The following is a 25194-nucleotide window of genomic DNA, read 5'->3' as shown; positions in this document are numbered from 1 at the left end:
TGATCAATACATTACCGGGTTTGTTAATTAAATTTAGAATAAGCCTACTGCATGTCCATCATCTGTAACATCCATATTTAATGCTGCTGGTTTTTTAGGTAAGCCAGGCATTGTCATAATTGCACCTGTTAATGCAACTATAAATCCTGCACCTGTTTTCGCTTCTAATTCACGAATCGTAATTTCAAAATCACTAGGTGCACCTAAGGCTGTTTGATCATCGCTAAATGAGTATTGTGTTTTAGCCATACAAATTGGATAATGGTCCCAACCATTGTCTTTAAATTGTTTTAATTGTTTTTGAGCCTTACTTGAGAATGTTACTTTTGAACCACCGTAGATTTCTTTAACGATTGTTTCAATTTTATCTTCTAAAGGTTGATTTAATTCATAAAGTGGTTTGAAGTTTTGAGGTTGATCAATGACTTCTAATACTTCATTAGCTAGATCAACGCCACCTTTACCACCTTTTTCCCAAACTTCAGTCAATGCAATTCTCACGCCATTTTCTTTGGCCCATGATTTAACAAACTCAATTTCTGCATCTGTATCGTGAATAAATGCATTGATAGCTACAACTGGTTCAACACCAAACTTCTTAATATTATTTACATGACGTTCTAAGTTAACGATACCTGCTTTAACAGCATCCACATTCTCTTCTTTTAAATTATCTTTCGCAACGCCACCATGCATTTTTAAGGCACGCACAGTTGCTACCACTACAACTGCTGATGGTTCGAAACCTGCTTCACGTGCTTTGATATCCATGAATTTTTCAGCTCCTAAATCAGAACCGAATCCTGCTTCAGTAACCACAATATCAGCTAATTCACGTGCAGTTTCTGTCGCTAAAATTGAATTACATCCGTGAGCGATATTAGCGAATGGTCCACCGTGTACAAGTGCTGGCGTTCCTTCAATTGATTGTACTAAGTTTGGCTTAATAGCATCTTTTAAAATCATTGCTAAAGCACCTTCAACTTTTAAATCAGCAACAGTCACAGGCTTACGATCACGTGTATAACCGATTGTGATTTTACTAATTTTTTCTCTTAAGTCTTTAATGCTTCGGCTAAGACATAAGATAGCCATAATTTCAGATGCAACTGTAATATTAAAGCCATCTTCACGTGGTACACCATTAGTTGGACCACCTAGTCCAACGTTAACATGACGTAAAGCACGATCGTTCATATCTAATACACGTTTCCATTCAATACGACGTTGATCAATGCCTAATTCATTACCTTGATGTAAGTGGTTATCGATAAATGCTGATAATGCATTATTCGCTGTAGTAATCGCATGGAAGTCACCGTTAAAGTGTAAATTGATATCTTCCATTGGTAATACTTGTGCATATCCACCACCAGTAGCGCCACCTTTTATACCAAATGTTGGTCCTAACGCTGGTTCACGTAATGCTACCATGACATTCTTTTTTAATTCATGAAATGCATCTGATAAACCAACTGTAACTGTCGATTTACCTTCCCCTGCTGGTGTTGGACTCATTGCTGTTACTAATACAACTTCACCCTTATTATCTTTAGGTTTTATTTGGTTAATATCAATTTTAGCTTTGTAATGTCCATATTGCTCTAAGGCTTCTGCTGGAATCCCTGCTTCTTTAGCTATTTCACTAATAGGTCTAATTTTTGATTGATTCGCAATTTCTAAATCTGATAAATGTGCCAACTTATTTCAACCCCTTGTAAATAATATAAATAGAAAAATAAGTGTAAGAATGTTTGATATGTAATGACTCTCATTCTCTTACAACTTTAATAATAACCGACTCAATCAATGATGTCGAATATTTGTTAACGTTTACATTACTATTATCAGAAATATTCAAAAAATATGATTGAGTCTAGAAAAACTAAACTCAATCATATTTATCTTGGTTCTGTTGCAAAGTTGAATTTATAGTATAATTTTAACAAAAAGGAGTCTTCTGTATGAACTATTTCAGATATAAACAATTTAACAAGGATGTTATCACTGTAGCCGTTGGCTACTATCTAAGATATGCATTGAGTTATCGTGATATATCTGAAATATTAAGGGGACGTGGTGTAAACGTTCATCATTCAACGGTCTACCGTTGGGTTCAAGAATATGCCCCAATTTTATATCAAATTTGGAAGAAAAAGCATAAAAAAGCTTATTACAAATGGCGTATTGATGAGACGTACATCAAAATAAAAGGAAAATGGAGCTATTTATATCGTGCCATTGATGCAGAGGGACATACATTAGATATTTGGTTGCGTAAGCAACGAGATAATCATTCAGCATATGCGTTTATCAAACGTCTCATTAAACAATTTGGTAAACCTCAAAAGGTAATTACAGATCAGGCACCTTCAACGAAGGTAGCAATGGTTAAAGTAATTAAAGCTTTTAAACTTAAACCTGACTGCCATTGTACATCGAAATATCTGAATAACCTCATTGAGCAAGATCACCGTCATATTAAAGTAAGAAAGACAAGGTATCAAAGTATCAATACAGCAAAGAATACTTTAAAAGGTATTGAATGTATTTACGCTCTATATAAAAAGAACCGCAGGTCTCTTCAGATCTACGGATTTTCGCCATGCCACGAAATTAGCATCATGCTAGCAAGTTAAGCGAACACTGACATGATAAATTAGTGGTTAGCTATATTTTTTACTTTGCAACAGAACCTTTATCTTAATCGTTAATGTATGGAAATAGTTATTTTGCTAATACTACTTAATCAATCATCTAATCTTCCATTGTACTTAAATCACCTGCATCTAAATCTAATTCCCAAGCTTTTAATACACGGCGCATAATTTTACCAGAACGTGTTTTAGGTAATTTGTCTTTAAATTCAATTTCACGAGGTGCTGAATGTGCTGATAATCCTTCTTTAACAAATTGCTTAATACTTTGTTTTAATTCATCTGATGGTTCATAACCTTCTCTTAAAGCTACAAAAGCTTTAATGATTTCACCTCGTACTGGATCAGGCTTACCAATAACACCTGCTTCAGCAACAGCTTCATGTTCAACTAATTTAGATTCTACTTCGAATGGACCGACACGTTCACCAGCTGTCATAATGACATCATCAACTCTACCTTGGAACCAGTAGTAACCATCTTCATCTTTATAAGCAGAGTCTCCTGAAACATACCAATCACCAATAAAGTATGAATCATATTTTTCTGGATTTTTCCAGATTGCATGCATCATTGAAGGCCATCCTTTTTTAATGGCTAGGTTACCCATACGATTTGGAGGTAACTCATTACCTTCATCATCAACAATTGCTGCTTCAATACCTGGTAGTGGTTTACCCATTGAACCTAATTTAATATCCATAGCTGGATAGTTAACAATCATGTGTCCACCTGTTTCTGTCATCCACCAAGTATCTAACACACGTTTATGGAATACATCTTTAGACCATTTAATCACTTCAGGATTTAACGGTTCACCAACAGATAAAATTGAACGCAGTGATGATAAATCATATTTATCTACAACATCATCACCAGCACTCATTAACATTCTTAATGCAGTTGGCGCTGTATACCACACTGTCACTTTAAAGTCTTGAATCATTTTATACCATTGTTCTGGAGAGAAACGTCCGCCAACAATACAATTTGTCACACCATTTAACCAAGGTGCAAAAACACCATATGACGTACCAGTTACCCAACCGGGATCTGCTGTACACCAATACACATCTTCATCTTGTAAATCTAAAACATATTTACCTGAAATATAATGTACTAACATGGCTTTTTGGACATGTAATACACCTTTAGGTTGTCCTGTAGACCCAGATGTATAATGTAAAATAAGGCCATCATCTTCATTTAACCATTCAATATCAAAATCTTCACTTGCTTCTTTAAATGAACGATTAAAATCTACATAACCTTCTTCAACATCATTATCAACAACAACAATTTTCTCTAAATGCGGTAATTTATCTTTCGGGATTCTAGGCAACAGTGCTTTATTAGTAATGATTACTTTTGCTTCACTATTTTCTAAGCGATCCGCAACAGCTTTTTCCATAAATGCTTCAAATAAAGGTCCAACGATTGCACCAATTTTTAAAATTCCTAAGAAAGCGAAATACAATTCTGGCGTTCTTGACATAAAGATAAATACTCTATCCCCTTTTTTAACATCAGCTTCATTTTTTAATACATTAGCTGCCTTATTTGAGTATTTTTTCATATCTTCGAACGTATATGATTCATGACGTTGATCGTCTTTATAATTGAGCGCAATTTTGTCTCCTTTACCTTCATCAACATGTCTATCGATACATTCATATGCCATATTGATTTTACCTGTTTTACTCCAAGAAAAGGCTTGCTCAGCGCTCTTCCAATCAAAATCTTTGTACGTTTGCTCATAATCTTGCATGTTATAATTTCCAGGTTCGCTTTGATAAACTTCAACTTTCATAAGAAAATCCCCCTTCAACTTTATGTAATCGCTTTCTTTAAAATGAATTATACATATAATTGTCACATTATTCAAAACATTTATTTATTAATCACAATATTTTTGTTATATTACAAGAAAATAAGTATAATAACAGTAAGGTTTTGAGGCTATTTGATGAGGATGTGAAAAAATGAAACATATTAAAACTTATGTTACAGACAATATCGAAATTGATGATGTTAAATACAAAATCGAAGGCCCTGTTTCACACTCTTTTTTGAAAACGCTTACTTTCGACGAAGGTCTTAATGCTTTTCGATCTTCTAAAGAACAATACGATGCATTGTTAGAAATTACTACATTACCAGAAGGTAGAGTATATGTAATACGACTAGAGCAACATATTATTGGTTACGTTACCTATCATTATCCAGATGAGCTCGAAAGATGGTCTACTGGGCATCTCCCCTATTTATTAGAACTCGGTGCAATCGAATTAAGTAAAAGTTATCGACACCTACATCTAGGTGGTCGATTAATACAACTTAGTCTCTCTGGAGACGAGTTTGAAGATTTTATTGTACTTACTACTGAATATTATTGGCATTGGGATTTGAAATATGCACAATTAGACGTATTCGAATATAAACGACTCATGCAGAAGTTAATGCAAAAAGGTGATCTAGAAGTGTTTGCTACTGATGATCCTGAAATTACCAGTCACCCCGCTAATTGTTTAATGGCAAGAATTGGTAAACGTATTACTTTGGATCAACAACATGCATTTGATGATATTAGATTTCAAAACCGCTTCTTCTATTAGTTGTTTGAAAGGGATGAGCTTATGAATACTAAAAATAGAACAGGTTATGTATATTCAGATGATATTTTAAAATATAGATTTAATAACGAGCATCCTTTCAATCAAATGCGTTTAAAATTAACGACTGAGTTGTTGTTAGATGCACAATTTTTAACAAATGAAAATATTTTAGAACCAAGAATTGCGACAGATGATGAAATTGGTTTGATTCATAAATATGATTATATACAAGCCATCAAACATGCATCTCATGGTATATTAAGTGCTGAAGAAGCCAAAAAATATGGATTTAATGAAGATACTGTACCATTTAGGCATATGCATCGACATTGTGCACGAATTGTCGGTGGTGCGCTCAATTTAGTAGATAAAATAATGGATGGTACTTATATCAATGGTTGTCATTTAGGCGGCGGCTTACACCATGCCTTAGCAGGCCGAGCAAATGGATTTTGTATTTATAACGATGTCGCTATTACAGCTCAATATCTCGTTAATCATTATAATCAACGTGTGATGATAATAGATACAGATGCACACCATGGCGATGGAACTCAATGGAGTTTTTATACTAGTAATGATGTTTTAACTTATTCTATTCATGAAACAGGTAAATTTTTATTTCCAGGATCAGGTCATTATACTGAACGTGGTGAAGATATAGGATATGGTTATACAGTCAATGTACCATTAGAACCCTATACAGAAGATAAATCATTTCTAGAATCATTCAAATCAACAGTTGAACCTGTTATTGCTGCATTCAAACCCGATATTATCTTAAGTGTTAATGGCGTGGATATCCATTATAGAGACCCATTAACACACATAAATTGTACCTTAAGTTCATTATATCAACTGCCATATATAATTAAAGATTTAGCTGAAAAGTATACAGAAAATAGAATAATTATGTTTGGTGGCGGTGGTTATAATTTATGGCGTGTTGTTCCACGCGCATGGAGCCATTTATATTTAAGTTTAATTAATGAACCGATTCAACAAGGCTATTTACCTCTAAACTGGATTAATAAATGGAAGCATTATAGCTCAGTTACATTACCTAAAAGATGGGAAGACCGTTTAAATGACTATACTTATATTCCACGCACTACTGAAATTTCAGAAAAAAATGGACGTATTTCAAAATTAGTTGCCAGTTGGTATGACCTTTCAAATTAAAAGCACACCGCATAAACGGTGTGCTCTATTTTTAACTATTTAGTTGTTCCTCTATATTCAATTCTATGTGGTAGAATCACGTTTGGTTCATCAATTTCTTCTTCGTTCATATATTTCGTTAGTAATCTCATACCAACAGCACCGATGTCATATAATGGTTGAATCACACTAGATAATTGTGGTCGAACCATTTCAACTAAACGCGTATTATTGAAACTTACAATTTGTAATTCTTCAGGTACTTTAATACCTGCATCTAGTGCACTATGTAAAATACCTATCGCTTGTTCATCACTAATTGATAAAACGGCATCAGGTAGATTATCTTTAATTTTATCAAAAACTTTCATACCTTCTTTGTAGCTTTCAGCTCCTGATAAATGAAGTGAATCATCTAATTGTAATTGATTTTTAGATAATACTTTATTTAAGCCTGAAAGTACGTCTTCTTGTGCCTTTTTAGAGTAATCGCCACCTACTAATGCAAATGACTTAGCACCTTGTTCTATAAGTTGTTGCGTAACTTCTTCAGCTGCTTTTTCAAAATCAATATTTACAGATGCAACATGGTCATCTTTACCATTTGTACCTGATACAACAACTGGAACTGAAGATTGATTGATGAGCTCTTTGATTTCCTCTGAAATTGTACCACCTAAGAAAATAATGCCATCAACTTGTTTACTTAAAAGGTTATTAAATATCTCTTTTTCTTTTTCTGAATCATTATCAGAATTTGAAATAATAGAATGATATTTGTACATCGTTGCAATATCTTCTAAGCCACGAGCAAGTTGAGAATAATAAACATTAGAAATATCTGGGATAATTACACCTACAGTTGTTGTACGTTTACTTGCTAGTCCACGTGCAACAGCATTAGGTCGATAGTTTAATTTTTTTATAACTTCGTTTACCTTATTTCTAGTTTCTGGTTTAACATTTTGATTTCCGTTAACTACACGAGAGACCGTTGCCATCGATACTCTAGCTTCTCTAGCTACATCATATATTGTTACAGTCATAGTATCCTCCTTGAAAGCGCTTTATACACTTTGGTATCATGTTTTCATATTATTTTCAAAGTTTACCATATTTAGAGATTCAGTGAAATAAATTTGTTTCGACGTTCACATTTCTGTCAGATTTTAAGTATCATTACTCATTTATTGAATTACGTCATTTCAAGGACTAGAAACACTGTCAAAACTTAATATAGTAATGATAATAATATTATACATAAAGAAGAGGTTGAGATATAATGTTTCTACTCTGGGAAACCGATTAACATCGTCCCAACAGCAAAACTATATCCCAACCTCTTTTTGCTTTATTTTAGTTTTTTATCATTATATAAGTCAGCTAAAGGTTTTAATTCTTTATAGAATTCATTGAATTCATTTAAATCCATTTGTTGGCCTGCATCACTTAAAGCCACTGAAGGATCTGGATGTACCTCAGCCATAACACCATCAGCGCCGACCGCTAATGCTGCTTTAGCTGTTGGTAACATAATATCTTTACGACCTGTACTATGTGTTACATCAACCATTACTGGTAAATGTGTCCCTTGTTTTAAAATAGGTACTGCAGAAATATCTAATGTATTTCTAGTCGCTTTTTCATATGTTCTAATACCACGTTCACACAGAATAATATTTCTATTACCTTGAGAGGCAATGTATTCTGCAGCATATGTGAATTCTTCTATCGTTGCTGATAATCCACGTTTTAAAAGAATTGGTTTATTTGTACGACCAGCTTCTTTTAATAATTCAAAGTTTTGCATGTTACGTGCACCAATTTGGAAAACATCAAGATATTCGTCAGCAATTTCAAAGTCATTTGGATTCACGATTTCACTAATGACATTTAAATTAAACTTATCTTTAACATTTTTTAAGATCTTAAGTCCTTCAACACCTAAACCTTGGAAATCGTATGGTGATGTACGAGGTTTAAATGCCCCTCCACGAATGAACTTTTCACCTTTAGCTTGCAAATCTGCTGCTACAGCATCTACTTGCTCTTGTGATTCAACTGAACATGGTCCGAATACAAAAGATTTATGTCCTTCTCCGAACATGCCACCATTGTCAAAATGAACAATTGTATCTTCAGGTTTTAATTTACGAGATACGTATAAATGCTTTTCATTTTTTGATTTTTGTAAGTCTGTAGAGGCTTTAAAAATTTCTTTAAATAATTGTTTAATGACATTGTCGTTGAATGGCCCTTTATTTTTATCTAAAAGATCATTAATCATTTCTTTTTCACGTTGTGGATCATATACTCGTGTTCCTTGCTTGATTTTTTCTTCACCAATTTTTTGTGCTAATTCGCCTCGACGGGATAGCAATTCTAAAATTTGATCGTTAAGGGAAACAATTTCTTGTCTGTACGTTTCTAATTTATTACTCATAGCTACTTCACCTCTATCTAATAGTTGCACATTTATATGTATCACTTTAAAGCGATAAATTAAATGTATTTACGAATCATTCTAACAATTAACATTTTATAGTTCAAGCTCTAATTGTTAGAATCGATTAAATTTTCTAAAAATATACTAATATTCTAAAACGATGTGACTTTAATTTTTCTAAAATAAAAAGAGCAGAACGTCATCTATCCTGATATTGAATAAATGATGGGTCCCACTCTAAAATGATACGTTTAATTTCACTTTAAAAATCAAATACTAATCAATGAGTGCTTATATTTATATCATAATATTAACTGATATTAAATACAAACCAATTAGTCATTGAAGGTACGTTTTTCAATTTTGCTAGTCGTTTTTTCTACTTTTTGTTGTTTTTTACCTTGTTGCTTTTGGTTTTTATTTTGACTAGGTGTTTTTGTTGATTGTTTAGACGATTTTGTTTGGGTCTTAGTTTTGTTATTTGATTTAGTTGATTGATTATTTTGACGTGTTACGACACCTTTGTCAAATTGTGCTTTATTTTGTTTTTTTGAAGGTTGTTGATTAGTTGTTTGACTAACATTATTACCTTTTGTTTCATTCGTTGAAGATTTAGTCACTAAGTTAGGCACTTTTGTCATTTTAGATTTTGCAATAGGTGCCTCTGCTAATAAAGCGTTTGTTAATTGTGATTCTTTAGAACCTTTAGTTAACTTCGCTTGTTTATCTTTAGCTGCTGTAGCTAATCTATTAGCGAATGAACCATCATTTGCTTTTGACGCATTATGATTTGATTGATTTAATAAGTTTGGTGTAGTTTGTTTGTTGCTTTTAGCTACGTCTTGTTCTTTAGTTAAATCGCTAGTATCTGCTAATACTTGTGAATCATTGTTCATTTTTTGTTTCTTTGTGTGAGCTGCACTAGCTAATTTATCAGCACTAGATGTTTGAGCTGCTTTATCTTTAGTTTGAGATGGATCTGATAACGATGATTCTTCTTTAATAGCAGATTGTGCCATAGCAATTTCTTTGTCAGATACATGCTTATTGTTATCAATATTAGAATCTGCTTGCTTACTTTTTGCATCTGCTTTTGCTTCTTGGATTTCTCTTGCTTGTGGTGATTGATCTGCTAATTGGTCATGATTCGATTCTGCTTGAATCGCATTCTGTTGTGCTGCAAGTTCCTTTGATGAAGGTGTTGCAGTTTGTTGATCATTACGCTTAGCTTCAACTTTTGCATCTTGAATTTCACGCGCTTGTGGTGATTGATCTGCTAATTGGTCATGATTTGTTTCAGATTTGATTGCATTTTGTTGTGCTGCTAATTCAGTTGCACTCGCACCAACTTTTGAATGATTGTCAGCTTCTAATTTTGCTTCTTGGATTTCTCTCGCTTCAGGAGATTGGTCTGCTAGATTATGATCACTTACTTCTCTTTGAATCGCTACTTTTTTAGCAGATAATTCATCAGAAGTAACACCATTATTAGATTTATTTCTAAAGTTTTCTACTCGTGTTTTAACAGTTTCAATATGATGTTCAGCTTGCGATTTATAATTTAACGCTTTTTCACGTAATTCTTTTTCTTTTGCAATAGCCTGATCTGCTTTTTCAAAGACTTTCATCTTATAGTATAAACCTAAAGCAGACCCTACAATTGCTCCTGTAATAAAGCTAACTACGAAATCTTTACGTTGTGGTGTTTGATCATTTATACGAGTATGTCGGCTGTATAAATCATTTCCAGTATTATTTCTTTCAAAATCATCACGATTATAGTGTTCCATGATTTATTCCTCCCTATAACAAATGCACTTAAACAAGTAACAACCTCATTTAAGTGCATTTAGTTCATTCTTATTAATTATTTATCAACACGAGTAGTGTAACTATGATCTGTATCATTTGCTACTGTGTTTGCTTTGTAATTTGCACTTCCTCGACGGTAGTGTCTATTTTGCCATTTGTCAGCAATTTCCATTGCTACATTTGACCATTGTACTACTTGAGAAATTTTATCTTCGTTTTGAGAAACATTGTGCGTAATTGAGTTAGTTACACGGTCAACTGAACCGTTTAATGTTTGAACTGAGTCACCGATACCTTTAACAGCATCAACTACAGAATTCAAACGATCAACTTTACCTTGAATGTCTTCAGTTAAACGGTTTACTTTGTGAAGTAAGTCCGTAGATTCTCTTGTAATACCTTGTACTTGACCTTCAACACCATCTAGTGTTTTAGCCACGTGATCTAAATTTTTCTTAACAGAAATTAACACTACAACGATACCGATACATAAAATTAAGAACGCTATCGCAGCGATAATTCCGGCAATTGGTAAAATCCAATCCATTAAAAACGCCTCCTAAATACCTAATTATAAAATTCATTAATATTTAATACCCTTGAGAAATCATTATAAACATATTAGAAATCTTTTTTTACACCAATTTTATTTAAATACGCTTTTTGCATTTTTTGAATGTCACCAGCGCCCATAAATAAGATAACTGCATTTTCAAATTTTTCTAATACATCAATACCACTTTCATCAATTAATGCTGAACCATCAATACGGTTAATTAAATCTTGTATTGTTAATTCACCAGTATTTTCTCTTATAGATCCAAAAATTTCACATAAGAAAACATGATCAGCTGCACTTAAACTCGTTGCAAATTCTTCTAAAAATGCTTGAGTTCTAGAAAATGTATGTGGTTGGAATACTGCAATAACTTCTTTTTGTGGATATTTTTTTCGAGCTGTTTCAATTGTAGCATTAATTTCTCTTGGATGGTGAGCATAATCGTCTACTAATACTTGATTTGATACTTTTGTTTCATTAAAACGACGTTTTACACCACCAAATGTTTCTAATGCCTCTTTAATATTATCAACATTCATTTTTTCAAGATAACTAATCGTAACAACCGCTAATGTATTTAAGATGTTATGGTCACCATATTGTGGTGATAGGAATTGACCATAGAATTCACCATTGATGTAAACGTCAAATTGAGAACCTTGTTCTGTAATTTGAATATTTTTAGCATATACATCGTCTGTTTCATTAAATCCATAATAATAAATAGGCACATCTGCTTCTAATTTTCTAAGGTGTTCATCGTCACCCCATGCAATGATTGCTTTTTTAACATTATGAGCCATTTCTTGGAATGCATCAAATACATCATCAACATCTTTGAAGTAATCTGGGTGGTCGAAATCAATATTCGTCATAATTGCATAGTCAGGATCATAACTTAAAAAATGTCTACGATATTCACATGCTTCAAATGCAAAATAATCACTACCAGGCAATCCCATTCCAGTACCATCACCAATTAAGAATGATGTCTTTTTATCGCCATTCATAACATGTGATAGTAAACCAGTTGTAGATGTTTTACCATGTGCACCTGTAACAGCGACAGATGTATATTGATTAATTACATGTCCAAGAAAATCATGGTATCTAATCACATCTAATTTAAGTTGATGTGCTTTAACAATTTCTTCATGACTATCAGGAAAAGCATTTCCTTGAATAATCACCATGTCTTCTTTTATATTATTCGCATCGAACGGTAGAATTGTTATGCCTTTGTTTCTTAGAGCAACTTCAGTGAATACATAAGTTTCAATATCTGAGCCTTGCACCTCATGTCCAAGATCATGCATAATTTGTGCTAATGAACTCATGCCGGAACCCTTAATACCGACAAAATGATAGTGTGTCATTATAAAACTCCTTACTAAATTTTAATCTTGATTTAAATCCGCCTCAGTAATATAAACATCTCTAGGTTTAGAACCGTTAGCTCCAGAGATATATCCCAATTGTTCTAACTGATCTACGATTCTCGCTGCTCTATTATACCCAATTTGGAAATGTCTTTGTACTAATGAAGTAGATATATGTCCTTCATTAATCATGAACTCACACACATCATCAAATAGATCGTCCTGTGCTTGAGTTTGTGTTTTCTTTAATAATTCCTTTTCTTCAAATAAATACTCTGGTTCACGTTGTTGTTTAATGAAATCTACAACGTCATCTATTTCTTCATCTGAGACAAATGTACCTTGAACACGGATTGGTTTATTCATACCGCCTCCTAGATATAGCATGTCACCATATCCTAATAGACGTTCTGCACCACCGCTATCAAGTATAGTTCTAGAATCTACACTAGATGATACCATAAATGCAATTCTAGTTGGAATATTAGCTTTTATTAATCCTGTAATGACATTTACTGATGGACGTTGAGTGGCTACTAACATGTGAATACCACATGCGCGCGCTTTCTGAGCAATTCGTGCTATGGATTGTTCAACTTCTTGTGGTGCCATCATCATTAAGTCGGCTAATTCATCTATTACAATAACAATTTTAGGCATTCTTTGTTCATAAGATGCTTTTTTATTAAATGCAGTAATATTTCTCACATGATATTGCGCAAATAATTTATATCTGCGTTCCATTTCTTCAACTGCCCATTTTAAACTTTGAGTGGCAGCTTTAACATCTGTAATAACGGGTGATACTAGATGAGGTAAATCATTATACGGTGCTAATTCCACCATTTTTGGATCAATTAATAATAGTCTCAATTCTTCTGGGTGATTTTTATACAGTAAGGACATCAAGATACTATTAATACATACAGATTTACCTGAACCAGTAGCACCTGCAATCAAGGCATGTGGCGTTTTCGCTATATCCATTAACAATGGCTCATTGTTAATTCGATATCCCATGGCAACTGTTAATTTAGATTCTGCGTTTTTAAATTGTTCTGAATCTACAATTGATCTCAAATTCACTTTAGCTGGGTTTTGATTAGGCACTTCAATACCAACAAGGCTAGTTCCTGGTATTGGTGCTTCAATACGAATATCTTTGGCAGCTAGCGCCATTTTAATATCATCTTGTAATGCAGTAATTCTTGATACTTTCACACCTTTTTCAACTGACAGTTCAAAGCGTGTCACACTTGGACCTTCAGTGACATTTTGCACTTCAGCTGGCACATTGAAGTAATATAATGCATCGTTTAATTCTTGTTTCTTATCATCGATCCATTCTTCATTGACTTCATGCGGCTCGGGTTCTTCAAGTAAATCAAAACTTGGCAGCTTAATATTAGGCCCTTTTCGAATTGTAGGCTTTTGTACTTCTGTTTCTTCTGAATGATTTGGCGTCTGTTTCTTATGATGTTCATTCATTTCAATTTGACTATTATCTTGATGATTATTTGTGAACTCACTGTCATTAGCATGTGATGAACTATTTTGTTTGTTTATCACAGAATGATTTTCATCGGAATGACTTGTTTCTGTAGTCACAGTATCTTCAGATTCAGAATGAGTAATTGGTGTTGAATGACTCGTTTGAACACTTTCAGAAGAATGACTTGCTTCCTGATTAGAAAACGGCTCCGATGTACTAGTATGATGTGACAATGATGTTGACTTAGTATCTTCGCTAGAATGAGTTGCTTGTTTCTTATCTTCTGGCGTTAATTCAGGAACATTAACTCTTTTACCTTTATTCTTATCCATCATTCGCTTTTTATCTGATGGTGTCATTACAACATTAAACGGTTTACCACCTGTAACACGCTTCTTAGGTGAACGAGATTGCTGAGCTTGTAGTGAGTTGGATTGTTTATCTGAACTACTTGTATTTTCAGAATTTGATTCAACTTGTTCTTTAGTACTAGATTGTATTGATTCAGATGTTGAATGATGTGAAAGACTGTCTAGATGACTACCATCATCTGAAGGACTCATTGACTCATATTGATGTTCTGATGAACTTACCATATCCATTGGCTTAGTTGATGACATACTTGTATTATCATTAGAAGTCTCGTCATTATTCTCAGTTGAGTCACTTTGATTTTCTGAAGCGCTATCTGGTTCTAATGATGTTTCACTTTTTATATCGGATTGACGTTTACGCTTCTTAGCATATTCAGTTTCATGATCAACACTTTGTGTAACAGCATTATGTCCGCTTCTTTGTTGCCATTGTTGCTCATTAGGTTTTTGTTGAGATTCACTCAATTCTTGTGACGATGACATTGGTTCTGAAGTTACATGATTTGATGATGGGATACTTTCATCTATTTCACGATAATCTGCATCATCAACGTTATTAAGTGATTTAGATGTGTTATCATTCGTTTCAAAATCTCTGTATCCACTGTCAAAATTTTGCGTGTTGGACTCAAATTCTTGATTCACTTTTCCATCTTCAACTGTACTATCTGTTAAAGCATACTCATCTCTACCTTGAGCTGAATCATTTTCAATATCAGAATCGTGATTGACAGCGTCAGAAACCGTAACATCATCATGATTTACTTCGTGTCTTTGAGTGATATCGCTTAAATCTATTTCTTCGTAATTATAGTGATGTTCAGATTTTTCTTGGTTATCTATGTCTAATTCAGTAGCGTCATTTGATACATTTTTATCTACATCGCTATTTATATTCTCAGTGCTATCTTTAAGTTCTTCTTGATCATCAATGTCTAATGAACTATCACCTACGTATTGCTGAGCTTGTTTAGCATACATTTCATCTATTGCTTTTTGGATACTATCTTCATTAGATTCTTGATTTTGTTGTCTCTTTTCTTGTAATGCCTTTTTAAATCGACGTTTCTGAAGGACTTTACGTTCACGTTCTCTACGAATTTCTTCGACAATTTGTGATGCATAGATATTATTAATATTTATTGTATTATCTTTTTTAGAATGATTAGGTGTAGTCGTTGTTTTTACATTTTCATCATCTGTAGATAAATCATTATTAAAAGTATTATGATTTATTTCTTGTGACTTTTGTTTTTCAGGTTGAGATTGTGTCTTATAACCGGATGAAACCTCTCTTGAATTACTATTTAACTTATCACTATCACTTCGATTATCTTCCGTTACATGTGCGCTACTTTTCTCACCATCTTTAGGCGGTATAACACCATTTTCAATTGGACGTCTTTGTTTAGTACCGAAAATAGCAGATGGTACTTCAGATGCTCTAAAATCACTTTTGTGATATGTATACTCAGATTGAGTCTTATAGTTTGATTTAAATCGCTCTGATTGTAACTTCATTCTAGGTTGCGTATTGGATGATGTTTTATGATTATTCGTACTTGAACTCCCAAGTGATGTAGGAGAAATTTGACGGTGTGTTGATGTCGTAGTATAAGGGTTGGAATCTTTTTTCTTTCTAGATTGGTAACCCTTAGATTGATAACTAGAATCAGCAATACCATCATCATTGGCATGATTTCTTCTACGACGATGTCTTTTATTGTCTTGAGTACGAAATTCCTCTATATCATGATTGACATTAGACTGGTACACATCTTGAGTAGTTGTGTTTTCAGACTCCGCATTTCCTGATTCAAAACCTTCCATAGGAAAGCGAAACTTCCCTTTTGGACGATGATAGATATCATTATTTTGTGGCAGTAATGAGTCATGATTAGTATCATTCGATTGATTTGCCTGGCGTCTTTTATTTTTATTGCGCAATATATCTTCATTTGAATCATTATCTTCGCCAAATAATTTATCAAACCAGCTCATACTTTCACTACCTTCCTTTATTATTCAAAAAATGCTTGTCCAATTTCATAACTATCATCTAATACCATGATGCCTTTTTCTTTAGGTGCGTTAGGTAAATTGAGTTCTTTCATAGAACAAATCATTCCACTAGATGCAACGCCCCTAAGTTCTGCATCTTTAATTACCATACCGCTTGGCATAACTGCACCAACTTTTGCAACAACCACTTTTTGGCCTTGTTCAACATTTGGAGCACCACAAACAATTTGTAATGTATCATTCCCCACATTGACATTTAGAACACTTAATTTGTCTGCGTCAGGATGTTTTTCCTTAGTTTCAACGTATCCAACTACAAATTTAGGTGATAAATCTGCATTCAATTCATATGTGAAACCATTATTTTTTATCATTTGTTGTAATTGTTCCACAATATCTTCAGTTAATTTGATATGACCATTACCCTCAATTTGAATGTGATTTGAAATATTGAAGAAATTATATCCAACTACTTGGTTATCATCTTCCTTAGTAATTTCTACAACATCGTTATTTTTTCTATAATTAAATTCACCTTCTGAAGGTTCAATTTGTAAGAAAGCAACGTCTCCTACACCATTGGGGTTATAAAATAAATTCATACTTTTTCTCCTTTTTATTTATTTTTATCATTAAATTTTTTACGATTTGCTTCTAATCTTTGAATCACGTTTGGGTCTCTTTTTTGTTTATTATTTTTACCTAAAATGAATATAGGTTCAAGATGACCTTTATCATAACCAAATGATAGTGACGTGATAGGCACAAGACCTTTAGTGAAAAATTCCATAGTTAAATGTGCCATAACATCATAGCCTATTTTATTACGAATGTCCGCAATAACTAATACATCTTGATGAGGCACTGCTACTAACATTTCACCTTCACATTGATCTTGAATGTCATTTAAAAATGATGTGTTTAAAATACGACTTGCATCATAGCCATCATTAGAGTTAATAAAATAAAAGATATTACCCTTAACTTCATCTGTACTATATTGATTGTTTAACTTTCTAACATTGAATAAAGACATTTCTTTCACTTGTTGCTTTGTCATATTTAATGTTTCTAACATACTCTCATCTATGAGTCGATAAGATTTACCTAAATCTAATGCATAGTAAATATTTGTTTCTGCGGTGTGATGTTCAAAAATGAAAGCATTGCCCTCTTTAGTCTTCTTGTCGAAACTTGTAGCACGGATTACTGGCATAATTTGAATATCTTTTAGTTGTTCGAGCCCTTGATCAGCCATTTGTTCAATAGCTTCGTCTATATAATAAATAATTTCATCGACTATTTTTTCTTCTTTTTCTTCATATTTTGCGACAATAGCATTTAGTTTAATTGTGACACCTTTATGATTGTCTTTTCTATAAATTCTTAATGTTTCGTCTTCACGATCAAATTTATAATTGACGTCTAAATGGTTTAAACGCTGTTTAATTTTATCTCTCATTTGAAAGACATTCATCTATAACACTCCTATTTCGCACCTCTTAATAGTTTACAATAAAACAATGAATACTAACAGAAAAAAACAGGTTTTTAAATATATTTTTCAACTAATCAATTAAATATATTGTGATAAAAATGTATCGATTTGTTCGATGGATTTTCTTTCTTTACTAATATAACTTCCTAACAATTCACCATTTCTATAAACTAAGAAACTCGGAATTCCCATAATACCATTATCAATACAAATATCTATAAATTGATCTCGATCTACTGAGACGAATTTAAACGAGGAATATTTTTCTTCTAATTGTGGTAATTCAGGTTCAATAACTTTACAATCTGGACACCAATCAGCAGTAAATTCAAATACCGTATTGTTTTGTTTTAATTCTTCAAATTGTTGTTCTGATTCTAGTTTTAACATCATCTTCACTCCTGTTAGTTAATAATATTGTAATGTTTCAATTTGTGTTTCATTTAAATTTACGATTGCTTTATTTAATAGTTGTCTTGCTGCAAAGTAATCTCTAATATCAAATACAGCATCTGTGCTATGAATGTAACGTGCACAGACACCTATAACGGCTGTAGGAATTCCTGTATTCGCTTTATGAATCTCGCCCCCATCAGTTCCGCCTGGAGACATATAATATTGATGAGGAATATCATATTGATTGACTAATTGAAGTAAATAATCTCTGAATGATGGTCTAAGAATCATTGTTCCATCTTTAATACGAATCAATGTCCCCTCCCCTAACGCACCAGACAACTGATTAGGACCTTTAATATCATTTGCTGGAGAGCAATCAACTACAAATGCAACATCTGGTTGTACAAGTTCAGCAGATGCTTTAGCACCACGTAGCCCAACTTCTTCCTGTACATTTGCCCCAACATATAAATCTACATCTAACTCGATGTCTTTCAATAATTCTAATATCTCAATCGCGATGAGACAACCATATCGATTATCCCATGCTTTAGCACTAAATCGATACTTGGATAATTGAGTGAATGTAGTATCTGGTACAATCGTATCGCCTATTTCAATACCTCTTTGTCTCACTTCATTAGCCGATGTCGCACCAATATCTAACATTAAATCACTAATTTGTGGAACAACTTCGTTTCCTGTTCTAAAATGTTTTGGGATATTAGATACAACTCCTGTAATTTCTTCGTTGTTACGATTTTTTACTTTGAGCCTTTGTCCTTGCCAAATATCATTAGCAACGCCACCAAGATTTGTAAATTGGATCATACCATTTTCAGTAATATGTGTAATCATAAAACCAACTTCATCCATATGTGCAGCTACCATTACACGTTTTGCATTCGGCTTAGCTGATTTTTTCACTCCAAAAAAACCACCCATTCTGTTTTCTATAAACTCATCCACAAATGGCGTCATTTGATCTTTCATATATGCTTTAATATCATCTTCAAAACCTGGCGCACCATGTAATTCAGTAAGATGCTGTATTCTATCTATTGTTTTACTTTCATTTATAGTCATTTAATGCTTCACTCCTTATAACTTATTATATCATCTTCATTATGGTAAACTAATAATATGAATTATGAAAAAGGGAGATACAATGATGAAGTGTTTAAATTGTAAAAATTTATCTATCATAGGTGCTTGTACGGTTGTAATCATTTCAGCTGGTGTCATTACATACCTAGCTAAGAAAAAATATTATAATCCCGATAAATTATTAAATGAAGTTAAAACATATTTTATGGACGTTAAAGGCTCTTATATCGTACATCAACCTCTTAATGATCCTAACATTAATGCTCACAAACCAGTTTATCTCGGTGGCATAACTGCAACTAAAAATGGACAACTCGTAGATTATGATTTTTATGCAGATGCCTATTCAGGTGAAGTATTAAATATTATAGAGTTATAAATTACACATTTATATAAAAATTAAAGGTTATAGTAAGTTCATGCCTCAATTTTGAGATTCTTGAACAAAGCTATAACCTTTTTTTCATTGATTTAATATTGTCTATATGCACGTTTAACTGTCTCTTTAACGTTGTGTTTATCTAAATCAAATTTAAGTGCAAAGTATTCCTCGTCATGATAAAACAAGAACCAATAATCATTAAAAATATAATAAGGAATGCATCTTTCCTTTTCTTCAATCGATGTCATAGGGTAATCATCATATGCTGTAACCCATAATGGAGTACGATGTGCTAAGGTTGGGAAAATATCAGCCATATGTACTGCTTTTTGCCCTTCGCTTTCAATAGTTATGATACAGTGTCCATTACTATGTCCACCTGTATGTATCATTCTAATACCTGGAACTGGTTCGATGTTATCTTTAAATAATATAACTTTTTCTTCGTAATCTCCTTGATTTTCCTTCCAATACGTCGCCTGACTACGTATATTCGGTGCTAAAAATTCATGCCATTCATCTTGTTGAATATAGTGTGTAGCATTTTTAAATAGTGCATGCCCATGTTCATTGGTAAGTCCCGCAGCATGGTCAAAGTGTAAATGAGTCATTAAGACCATATCTATATCATCTGGTGTCAATCCAAAATATGCTAATTCCTCTTTAATAAAACTTTCTTGTGTAACACCACTATTTCTTTTTTGCTTGTCTGTTAATTTATTATTACCAATACCTGCATCTATTAAAATATTGTAGTCTGGGTGTTGAATAAGAATTGGATGCGTAGGCGTATGAACCTGATTCTTGTCGTTTACTTTATATTTTCTTGTCCAAAGTGGTTTGGGTACAACACCAAACATCGCGCCACCATCTATATGCGTATTGCCTCCATTTATATCATCTATTGTCAATGCACCTAACCTCATCAAATCACTTCCCCATTTTAGTCTTGAAACAGTCAAACTTAATTATAATCTATAATATTTTTAGGACATTAGCAATAATTGACATTGCTCTATTATGGTTAAATACCGTGACGACTCAGAACATCTTTGATTCACACAAAAAGACAAGCACCAGTTAAGGTGCTTGTCTTTTTCATTATATATTTTTATGAAATTTAGCTTCCATTCGATAGATTCTAGAACCTTTTTCAGAAAATTTCTGTTCATATTCTGTTAAAATATTATCTTCGTCATCTTCTTCATGTAAGTTTAAATTCATCTTTGTAAAGTACATACCAAATTGAGACATACTTTCTAGACTGTACGCAAAAAGACCTCTATTATCGGTTTTAAAGTGAATTTCGCCATCTTCAATTAAAATTTGTTTATATAATGCTAAGTATGTATGATATGTAAGTCTTCTTTTAGCATGACGTTTTTTAGGCCATGGATCAGAAAAATTAAGATAAATTCTTGAAACTTCACCATTTTTAAAGTATTCGTTAAGTTCTATCGCATCATTACAAATCATTTTCAGATTAGATAAGTTTTGTTCTTTAACTTTATCTAATACCTTATACATGACGCTTTTTTCACGTTCCATTGACACGAAATTAATTTCTGGATGTTGTGCGGCAAGTGTTGTAATAAATTGCCCCATTCCTGAGCCAATTTCAATATAAATCGGTTGCTTTTGTTCAAACCATTCATCTATATGCCCAGCATGCGAACCATCCATGTCAACTAAGTCTGGATGGTCTTTCAAATAATCTTCCGCCCAAGGTTTGTAGCGAACTCTCATACTCAATTTCTCCTTATATAAATAAGTTGCTATTCATCACTTCATTTAAAAATTCAAGCCATGTATTCATATCTTTAAAACGCTTTTGTTCTTCATACCATTGAACCATACCAATAGATTGAATAACCGTATACCACTTCATACGTTTGTTTAGATTTAAACTTTCTTGAACACCATATGTTTCAAACCATTTAGACCATTTATTTTCAGGAACGTAGTTGTAAAGCAGCATACCAATATCAATAGCAGGATCTGCAATCATTGCACCTTCCCAGTCTACTAAAAATAGCTCATCACGATCTGATAAAAGCCAGTTATTATGATTGACATCACCATGTACAACAGTGAAAAATCTTGAATCTAAATTAGGTATATGCTCTTCTAAATACGTTAATGCTTTTCTAACAACATGATGTGTTAAAACTTCTCTTGAAAGAGATGCATTAATTTTATTTAGCATAATATCTGGTGTAATTGGTTCCATTTCCATTCTTTTTAGCATGGTCAATAATGGTTTAGAATTATGGATTTTTTTCAGTATTTTGGCTACTCTAGACTGTTGCATTTCGTTCGCTGTTAATTCGCGACCGTTTTTCCAATGTTGCGCCGTTACGACTTCACCAGTTTCAATTCTTTTCGTCCAAACTAACTTAGGTACAATACCCTCTGCAGATAAAGCTGCTATAAAAGGATTAGTATTTCGTTTTAAAAACAACTTCTGACCATCTTGTTCAGCCATATAAGCTTCACCAGAAGCACCGCCAGCTGAATCTAATGTCCACCCTAACTGATAAAACTGCTCCAACACGTTCACCTCACTTTCAATTAGAAAATGGCTCCAGAAATATGTTTTTCAAGAGCCATATATTCTAATTTATAGAAACCGTATAGTCATTTCTACACGCTTGTTTAAATTTATTTTACAGTTTTGTGAGTTGGCTAATTTTTATATTTTTGTCCCTAAAAATACGCTTTAAAATTGCGTCCTCATTTTTTATCACTCATAGAAGATTTTATAATTTTTACCATTATATTTCAACTAAAAATGAGAAACTAAAAGACACATTTTACTAGTCCGCTCGTTTAAAAATTATAAAACTACTTTGACTTAGATTATAACATATTTAGAGTGAGATAGTTGGAGAAATTTTGATAATTATTCAACTTATAAACTATGTGTTTTGATATATTCGTTAAATCCATCTTGAAGTTGTCTCGTAACTTCACCTACATTGCCATTTCCGACATCTTCTCCATCAATCTTAACTACAGGCATGACCTCAGCTGATGTACTAGAAATGATCACTTCATCTGCATTTTTTAGGAAATCAACAGTAAACGTTTCTTCAATAAATGGAATATTTTTATCTTCAGAAATCCATTTAATAACTTTTCTTGTAATACCATTCAAAATAAAGTTATTCACAGGATGCGTGTACACTTTTCCATCTTTGATAGCATAGACGTTACTTGAAGCACCTTCTGTAACAGTGTCACCGCGATGTTGAATTGCTTCACTAGCATTATATTTCACAGCAAATTCTTTAGCTAATACGTTCCCTAAAAGATTTAAACTTTTAATGTCACAACGTAACCAACGAATATCTTCTGTTGTAACAGCATAGACACCTTTTTCTAAATCGTCGAACGGTCTATCATAACTCTTTGTAAATGCCATCAATACAGGTTTTACCGGTGGTGTTGGAAAAGAATGTTCTCGTGGTGATGCACCACGTGTTGCTTGAATATAAATCCCACCATTTTTAACACCGTTAACCTCTAATAATTTACGCACTAATTCGATTAATTCATCGACTGTATAATTCAGATCTAATCCAATTTCATTAGCACTTCTTAAAAATCTTTCAAAATGTTCTTTAACTGTAAATAACTTACCTTCGTATGCACGAATGTATTCATATATACCGTCACCAAACACGTATCCTCTATCTTCATATGATACCTTTGCTTCTTCTTGTTCTAGGAATTCACCATTAATAAAAACTTTTGTCATAAATTATCCCTCCACACATAATGAGTATATCGCCTCGAGATAAATACTCGTTGCATTAAATAGTTGTTTTTTCGTGATGTATTCGTTTTTCTGATGCATTAAGTCTTCAGAGTCGCTAAACATAGCACCAAAAGCGACACCTTTGTCTAAGTTTCTTGCGTAAGTACCGCCACCAATTGTATACGGTTCTGTCATATCTCCAGTTTGGTTTCTGTATGCAGTCACTAATTTTTGAACAAATGGATCATTTTTATCCACATAATGAGGTTTTTGTACTTTACCCATTTCTATTCTAAATCCTAATGTTTCAATCTCTTTTGAGAAACGATCAATAGCTTCTTCAAATTCAAATCCTTGAGGATATCTCAAATTCACACCAAAGCGACCAGCATTTTCATTATCATAAGTCATCACACCAATATTTGTAGTGACATCACCCATAATATCAGTATGGAATTTCATTCCCATTTTTTCTCCAAAGTGAGATTCGTGTAAATATTGGTTGCTAAAGTCCACAAAATCTTTTGCACTTTTATTTAAATTCAACGTAGCTAAGAATTCTAAAAGATAAAGTCCTGCATTAATTCCTAAAGAAGGGTCCATGCCATGAACAGCTTTACCTTCAACAGTTAAAATAAGAATACCACTATCTACAGTGCTTTCACCTTGTAGATGATGTGTTTCTAAAAAGTATTCAAAGTTCTGTATCACATCAGTCATGTGTTCTTTGACTAATACTTTAGCTTCTGCATGATCAGGCACCATGTTATAACGTTGTCCAGAATTAAACGCTAATAATTCATAATCTGGTTCATCTACATCTTCAGCCATTTCATTTTGTACTAAGTCAAATGTCGTAATACCTTTTTCACCGTGAATCGCAGGAAATTCAGCGTCTGGCGCAAATCCTAATGCAGGCATTTCTTCAGTTTGAAAATAACGATCGGTACATTTCCAATCAGACTCTTCATCTGTACCAATAATGATATGAATACGTTTCTTCCAATCTACTTTCATATCATTTAATATCTTCACAGCATAGTAGGCCGCAATCGTAGGTCCTTTATCATCTAGTGTGCCTCTAGCAATGATAGCATTATCAGTAACTACTGGTTCGAACGGATTTGAATCCCATCCATCACCAGCCGGTACAACATCAACGTGACAAAGAATACCTAATACATCGTCACCTTGGCCTGCTTCAATTCTACCAGCTATATGATCAACATCATGTGTAGAAAAGCCGTCTCTTTCTGCAATTTGATACATATAATTTAATGCTTCTTTGGGGCCTGGACCTACTGGTGCATCATCGTTTGCTTTACTGTCATCTCTTACACTCTCTATTGATAATAATCCATTTAGGTCTTCAATGATTTGGTTTTCGTATTCTTGAACTTTTTCTTTCCACATTCGAATTCGACTTCCTTTTTTAATAAGTTATTTTCCATTTTACATGAAGTTACTGCGAAACTACAGTAAGATGTTAGAAAAATTACTAAATTTTCTAAATTTTTATTACAAAAAAACA

Annotated in this window: 21 protein-coding genes; 4 read left to right on the top strand and 17 right to left on the bottom strand. The window is 33.0% G+C overall.

Annotation, left to right across the window (positions count from 1 at the left end; genetic code table 11):
- Positions 1–33: 33 nt before the first annotated feature.
- Positions 34–1701: a formate--tetrahydrofolate ligase gene (locus JX000_RS05170; RefSeq protein ID WP_206140960.1), complete on the bottom strand. Its 1668-nt coding sequence runs from the start codon at positions 1699–1701 to the stop codon at positions 34–36.
- Positions 1702–1964: 263 nt separating this feature from the next.
- Here JX000_RS05170 and JX000_RS05165 point away from each other — a divergent pair, with 263 nt between their 5' ends.
- Complete coding sequence (locus JX000_RS05165) at positions 1965–2639, top strand: IS6-like element IS257 family transposase (protein WP_001106022.1); 675 nt, start codon at positions 1965–1967, stop codon at positions 2637–2639.
- Between the two features lie 118 nt (positions 2640–2757).
- On the opposite strand, the gene acsA is transcribed toward JX000_RS05165, so the two are convergent.
- A complete protein-coding gene (acsA, locus tag JX000_RS05160; protein WP_124227856.1) occupies positions 2758–4467 on the bottom strand; it encodes an acetate--CoA ligase in 1710 nt (569 codons plus the stop codon).
- 172 nt (positions 4468–4639) lie between these two features.
- On the opposite strand from acsA, the gene JX000_RS05155 reads away from it, so the two are divergent.
- Together JX000_RS05155 and JX000_RS05150 are read left to right on the top strand one after the other, a co-directional pair.
- Entirely contained in the window at positions 4640–5272 is a 633-nt protein-coding gene (locus tag JX000_RS05155; RefSeq protein ID WP_002452177.1) for a GNAT family N-acetyltransferase, read from the top strand.
- 21 nt (positions 5273–5293) lie between these two features.
- A complete protein-coding gene (locus tag JX000_RS05150) occupies positions 5294–6454 on the top strand; it encodes an acetoin utilization protein AcuC (RefSeq protein ID WP_124227857.1) in 1161 nt (386 codons plus the stop codon).
- A gap of 35 nt (positions 6455–6489) precedes the next feature.
- On the opposite strand, the gene ccpA is transcribed toward JX000_RS05150, so the two are convergent.
- The 10 genes from ccpA to JX000_RS05100 form a co-directional block, all read right to left on the bottom strand.
- A complete protein-coding gene (ccpA, locus tag JX000_RS05145; RefSeq protein ID WP_206140959.1) occupies positions 6490–7479 on the bottom strand; it encodes a catabolite control protein A in 990 nt (329 codons plus the stop codon).
- Between the two features lie 305 nt (positions 7480–7784).
- A complete protein-coding gene (locus JX000_RS05140; RefSeq protein WP_206140958.1) occupies positions 7785–8876 on the bottom strand; it encodes a bifunctional 3-deoxy-7-phosphoheptulonate synthase/chorismate mutase in 1092 nt (363 codons plus the stop codon).
- A 338-nt stretch (positions 8877–9214) separates the two neighbouring features.
- The gene (locus tag JX000_RS05135) at positions 9215–10669 is read right to left on the bottom strand and encodes a coiled-coil domain-containing protein (RefSeq protein ID WP_206140957.1); all 1455 of its coding nucleotides are present in this window, start codon (positions 10667–10669) and stop codon (positions 9215–9217) included.
- 77 nt (positions 10670–10746) lie between these two features.
- Positions 10747–11238: a DUF948 domain-containing protein gene (locus JX000_RS05130; RefSeq protein ID WP_002467416.1), complete on the bottom strand. Its 492-nt coding sequence runs from the start codon at positions 11236–11238 to the stop codon at positions 10747–10749.
- A gap of 74 nt (positions 11239–11312) precedes the next feature.
- Positions 11313–12626, bottom strand: a complete 1314-nt coding sequence (gene murC, locus JX000_RS05125; RefSeq protein WP_002452171.1) for a UDP-N-acetylmuramate--L-alanine ligase — start codon at positions 12624–12626, stop codon at positions 11313–11315.
- Positions 12627–12647: 21 nt separating this feature from the next.
- A complete protein-coding gene (locus tag JX000_RS05120) occupies positions 12648–16496 on the bottom strand; it encodes a DNA translocase FtsK (protein ID WP_206140956.1) in 3849 nt (1282 codons plus the stop codon).
- A gap of 20 nt (positions 16497–16516) precedes the next feature.
- A complete protein-coding gene (gene ytpR / locus JX000_RS05115; protein ID WP_049425501.1) occupies positions 16517–17119 on the bottom strand; it encodes a YtpR family tRNA-binding protein in 603 nt (200 codons plus the stop codon).
- Positions 17120–17133: 14 nt separating this feature from the next.
- Positions 17134–17994: a DUF1444 domain-containing protein gene (locus tag JX000_RS05110; RefSeq protein WP_124227860.1), complete on the bottom strand. Its 861-nt coding sequence runs from the start codon at positions 17992–17994 to the stop codon at positions 17134–17136.
- Between the two features lie 99 nt (positions 17995–18093).
- Positions 18094–18405, bottom strand: a complete 312-nt coding sequence (locus JX000_RS05105; protein WP_037552591.1) for a thioredoxin family protein — start codon at positions 18403–18405, stop codon at positions 18094–18096.
- Between the two features lie 18 nt (positions 18406–18423).
- On the bottom strand, positions 18424–19500 hold the full coding sequence (locus JX000_RS05100) for a M42 family metallopeptidase (protein ID WP_107536082.1): 1077 nt from the start codon (positions 19498–19500) through the stop codon (positions 18424–18426).
- Between the two features lie 85 nt (positions 19501–19585).
- Here JX000_RS05100 and JX000_RS05095 point away from each other — a divergent pair, with 85 nt between their 5' ends.
- Entirely contained in the window at positions 19586–19900 is a 315-nt protein-coding gene (locus tag JX000_RS05095; RefSeq protein WP_124227862.1) for a PepSY domain-containing protein, read from the top strand.
- A 92-nt stretch (positions 19901–19992) separates the two neighbouring features.
- Here JX000_RS05095 and JX000_RS05090 read toward each other — a convergent pair whose 3' ends face one another.
- The 5 genes from JX000_RS05090 to pepV all read right to left on the bottom strand — a co-directional run bounded on the left by JX000_RS05090 (position 19993) and on the right by pepV (position 25076).
- Positions 19993–20829: a YtnP family quorum-quenching lactonase gene (locus tag JX000_RS05090; RefSeq protein ID WP_206140955.1), complete on the bottom strand. Its 837-nt coding sequence runs from the start codon at positions 20827–20829 to the stop codon at positions 19993–19995.
- Positions 20830–21004: 175 nt separating this feature from the next.
- Positions 21005–21649, bottom strand: a complete 645-nt coding sequence (gene trmB, locus JX000_RS05085) for a tRNA (guanosine(46)-N7)-methyltransferase TrmB (RefSeq protein ID WP_107532489.1) — start codon at positions 21647–21649, stop codon at positions 21005–21007.
- 13 nt (positions 21650–21662) lie between these two features.
- Positions 21663–22454, bottom strand: coding sequence for a phosphotransferase family protein (locus JX000_RS05080; protein ID WP_206141003.1), 792 nt, complete (start codon positions 22452–22454; stop codon positions 21663–21665).
- Between the two features lie 360 nt (positions 22455–22814).
- Complete coding sequence (dat, locus tag JX000_RS05075) at positions 22815–23663, bottom strand: D-amino-acid transaminase (RefSeq protein WP_107532491.1); 849 nt, start codon at positions 23661–23663, stop codon at positions 22815–22817.
- A 3-nt stretch (positions 23664–23666) separates the two neighbouring features.
- Positions 23667–25076, bottom strand: coding sequence for a dipeptidase PepV (gene pepV / locus JX000_RS05070; RefSeq protein ID WP_002452160.1), 1410 nt, complete (start codon positions 25074–25076; stop codon positions 23667–23669).
- Positions 25077–25194: the final 118 nt, after the last annotated feature.

This window comes from Staphylococcus sp. SB1-57, from assembly GCF_017086425.1.
GTDB classification, from domain to species: domain Bacteria; phylum Bacillota; class Bacilli; order Staphylococcales; family Staphylococcaceae; genus Staphylococcus; species Staphylococcus warneri_A.
The sequence above is the reverse complement of the archived record's forward strand: the minus strand, read 5'-3'. Positions and strand labels throughout refer to the sequence as shown.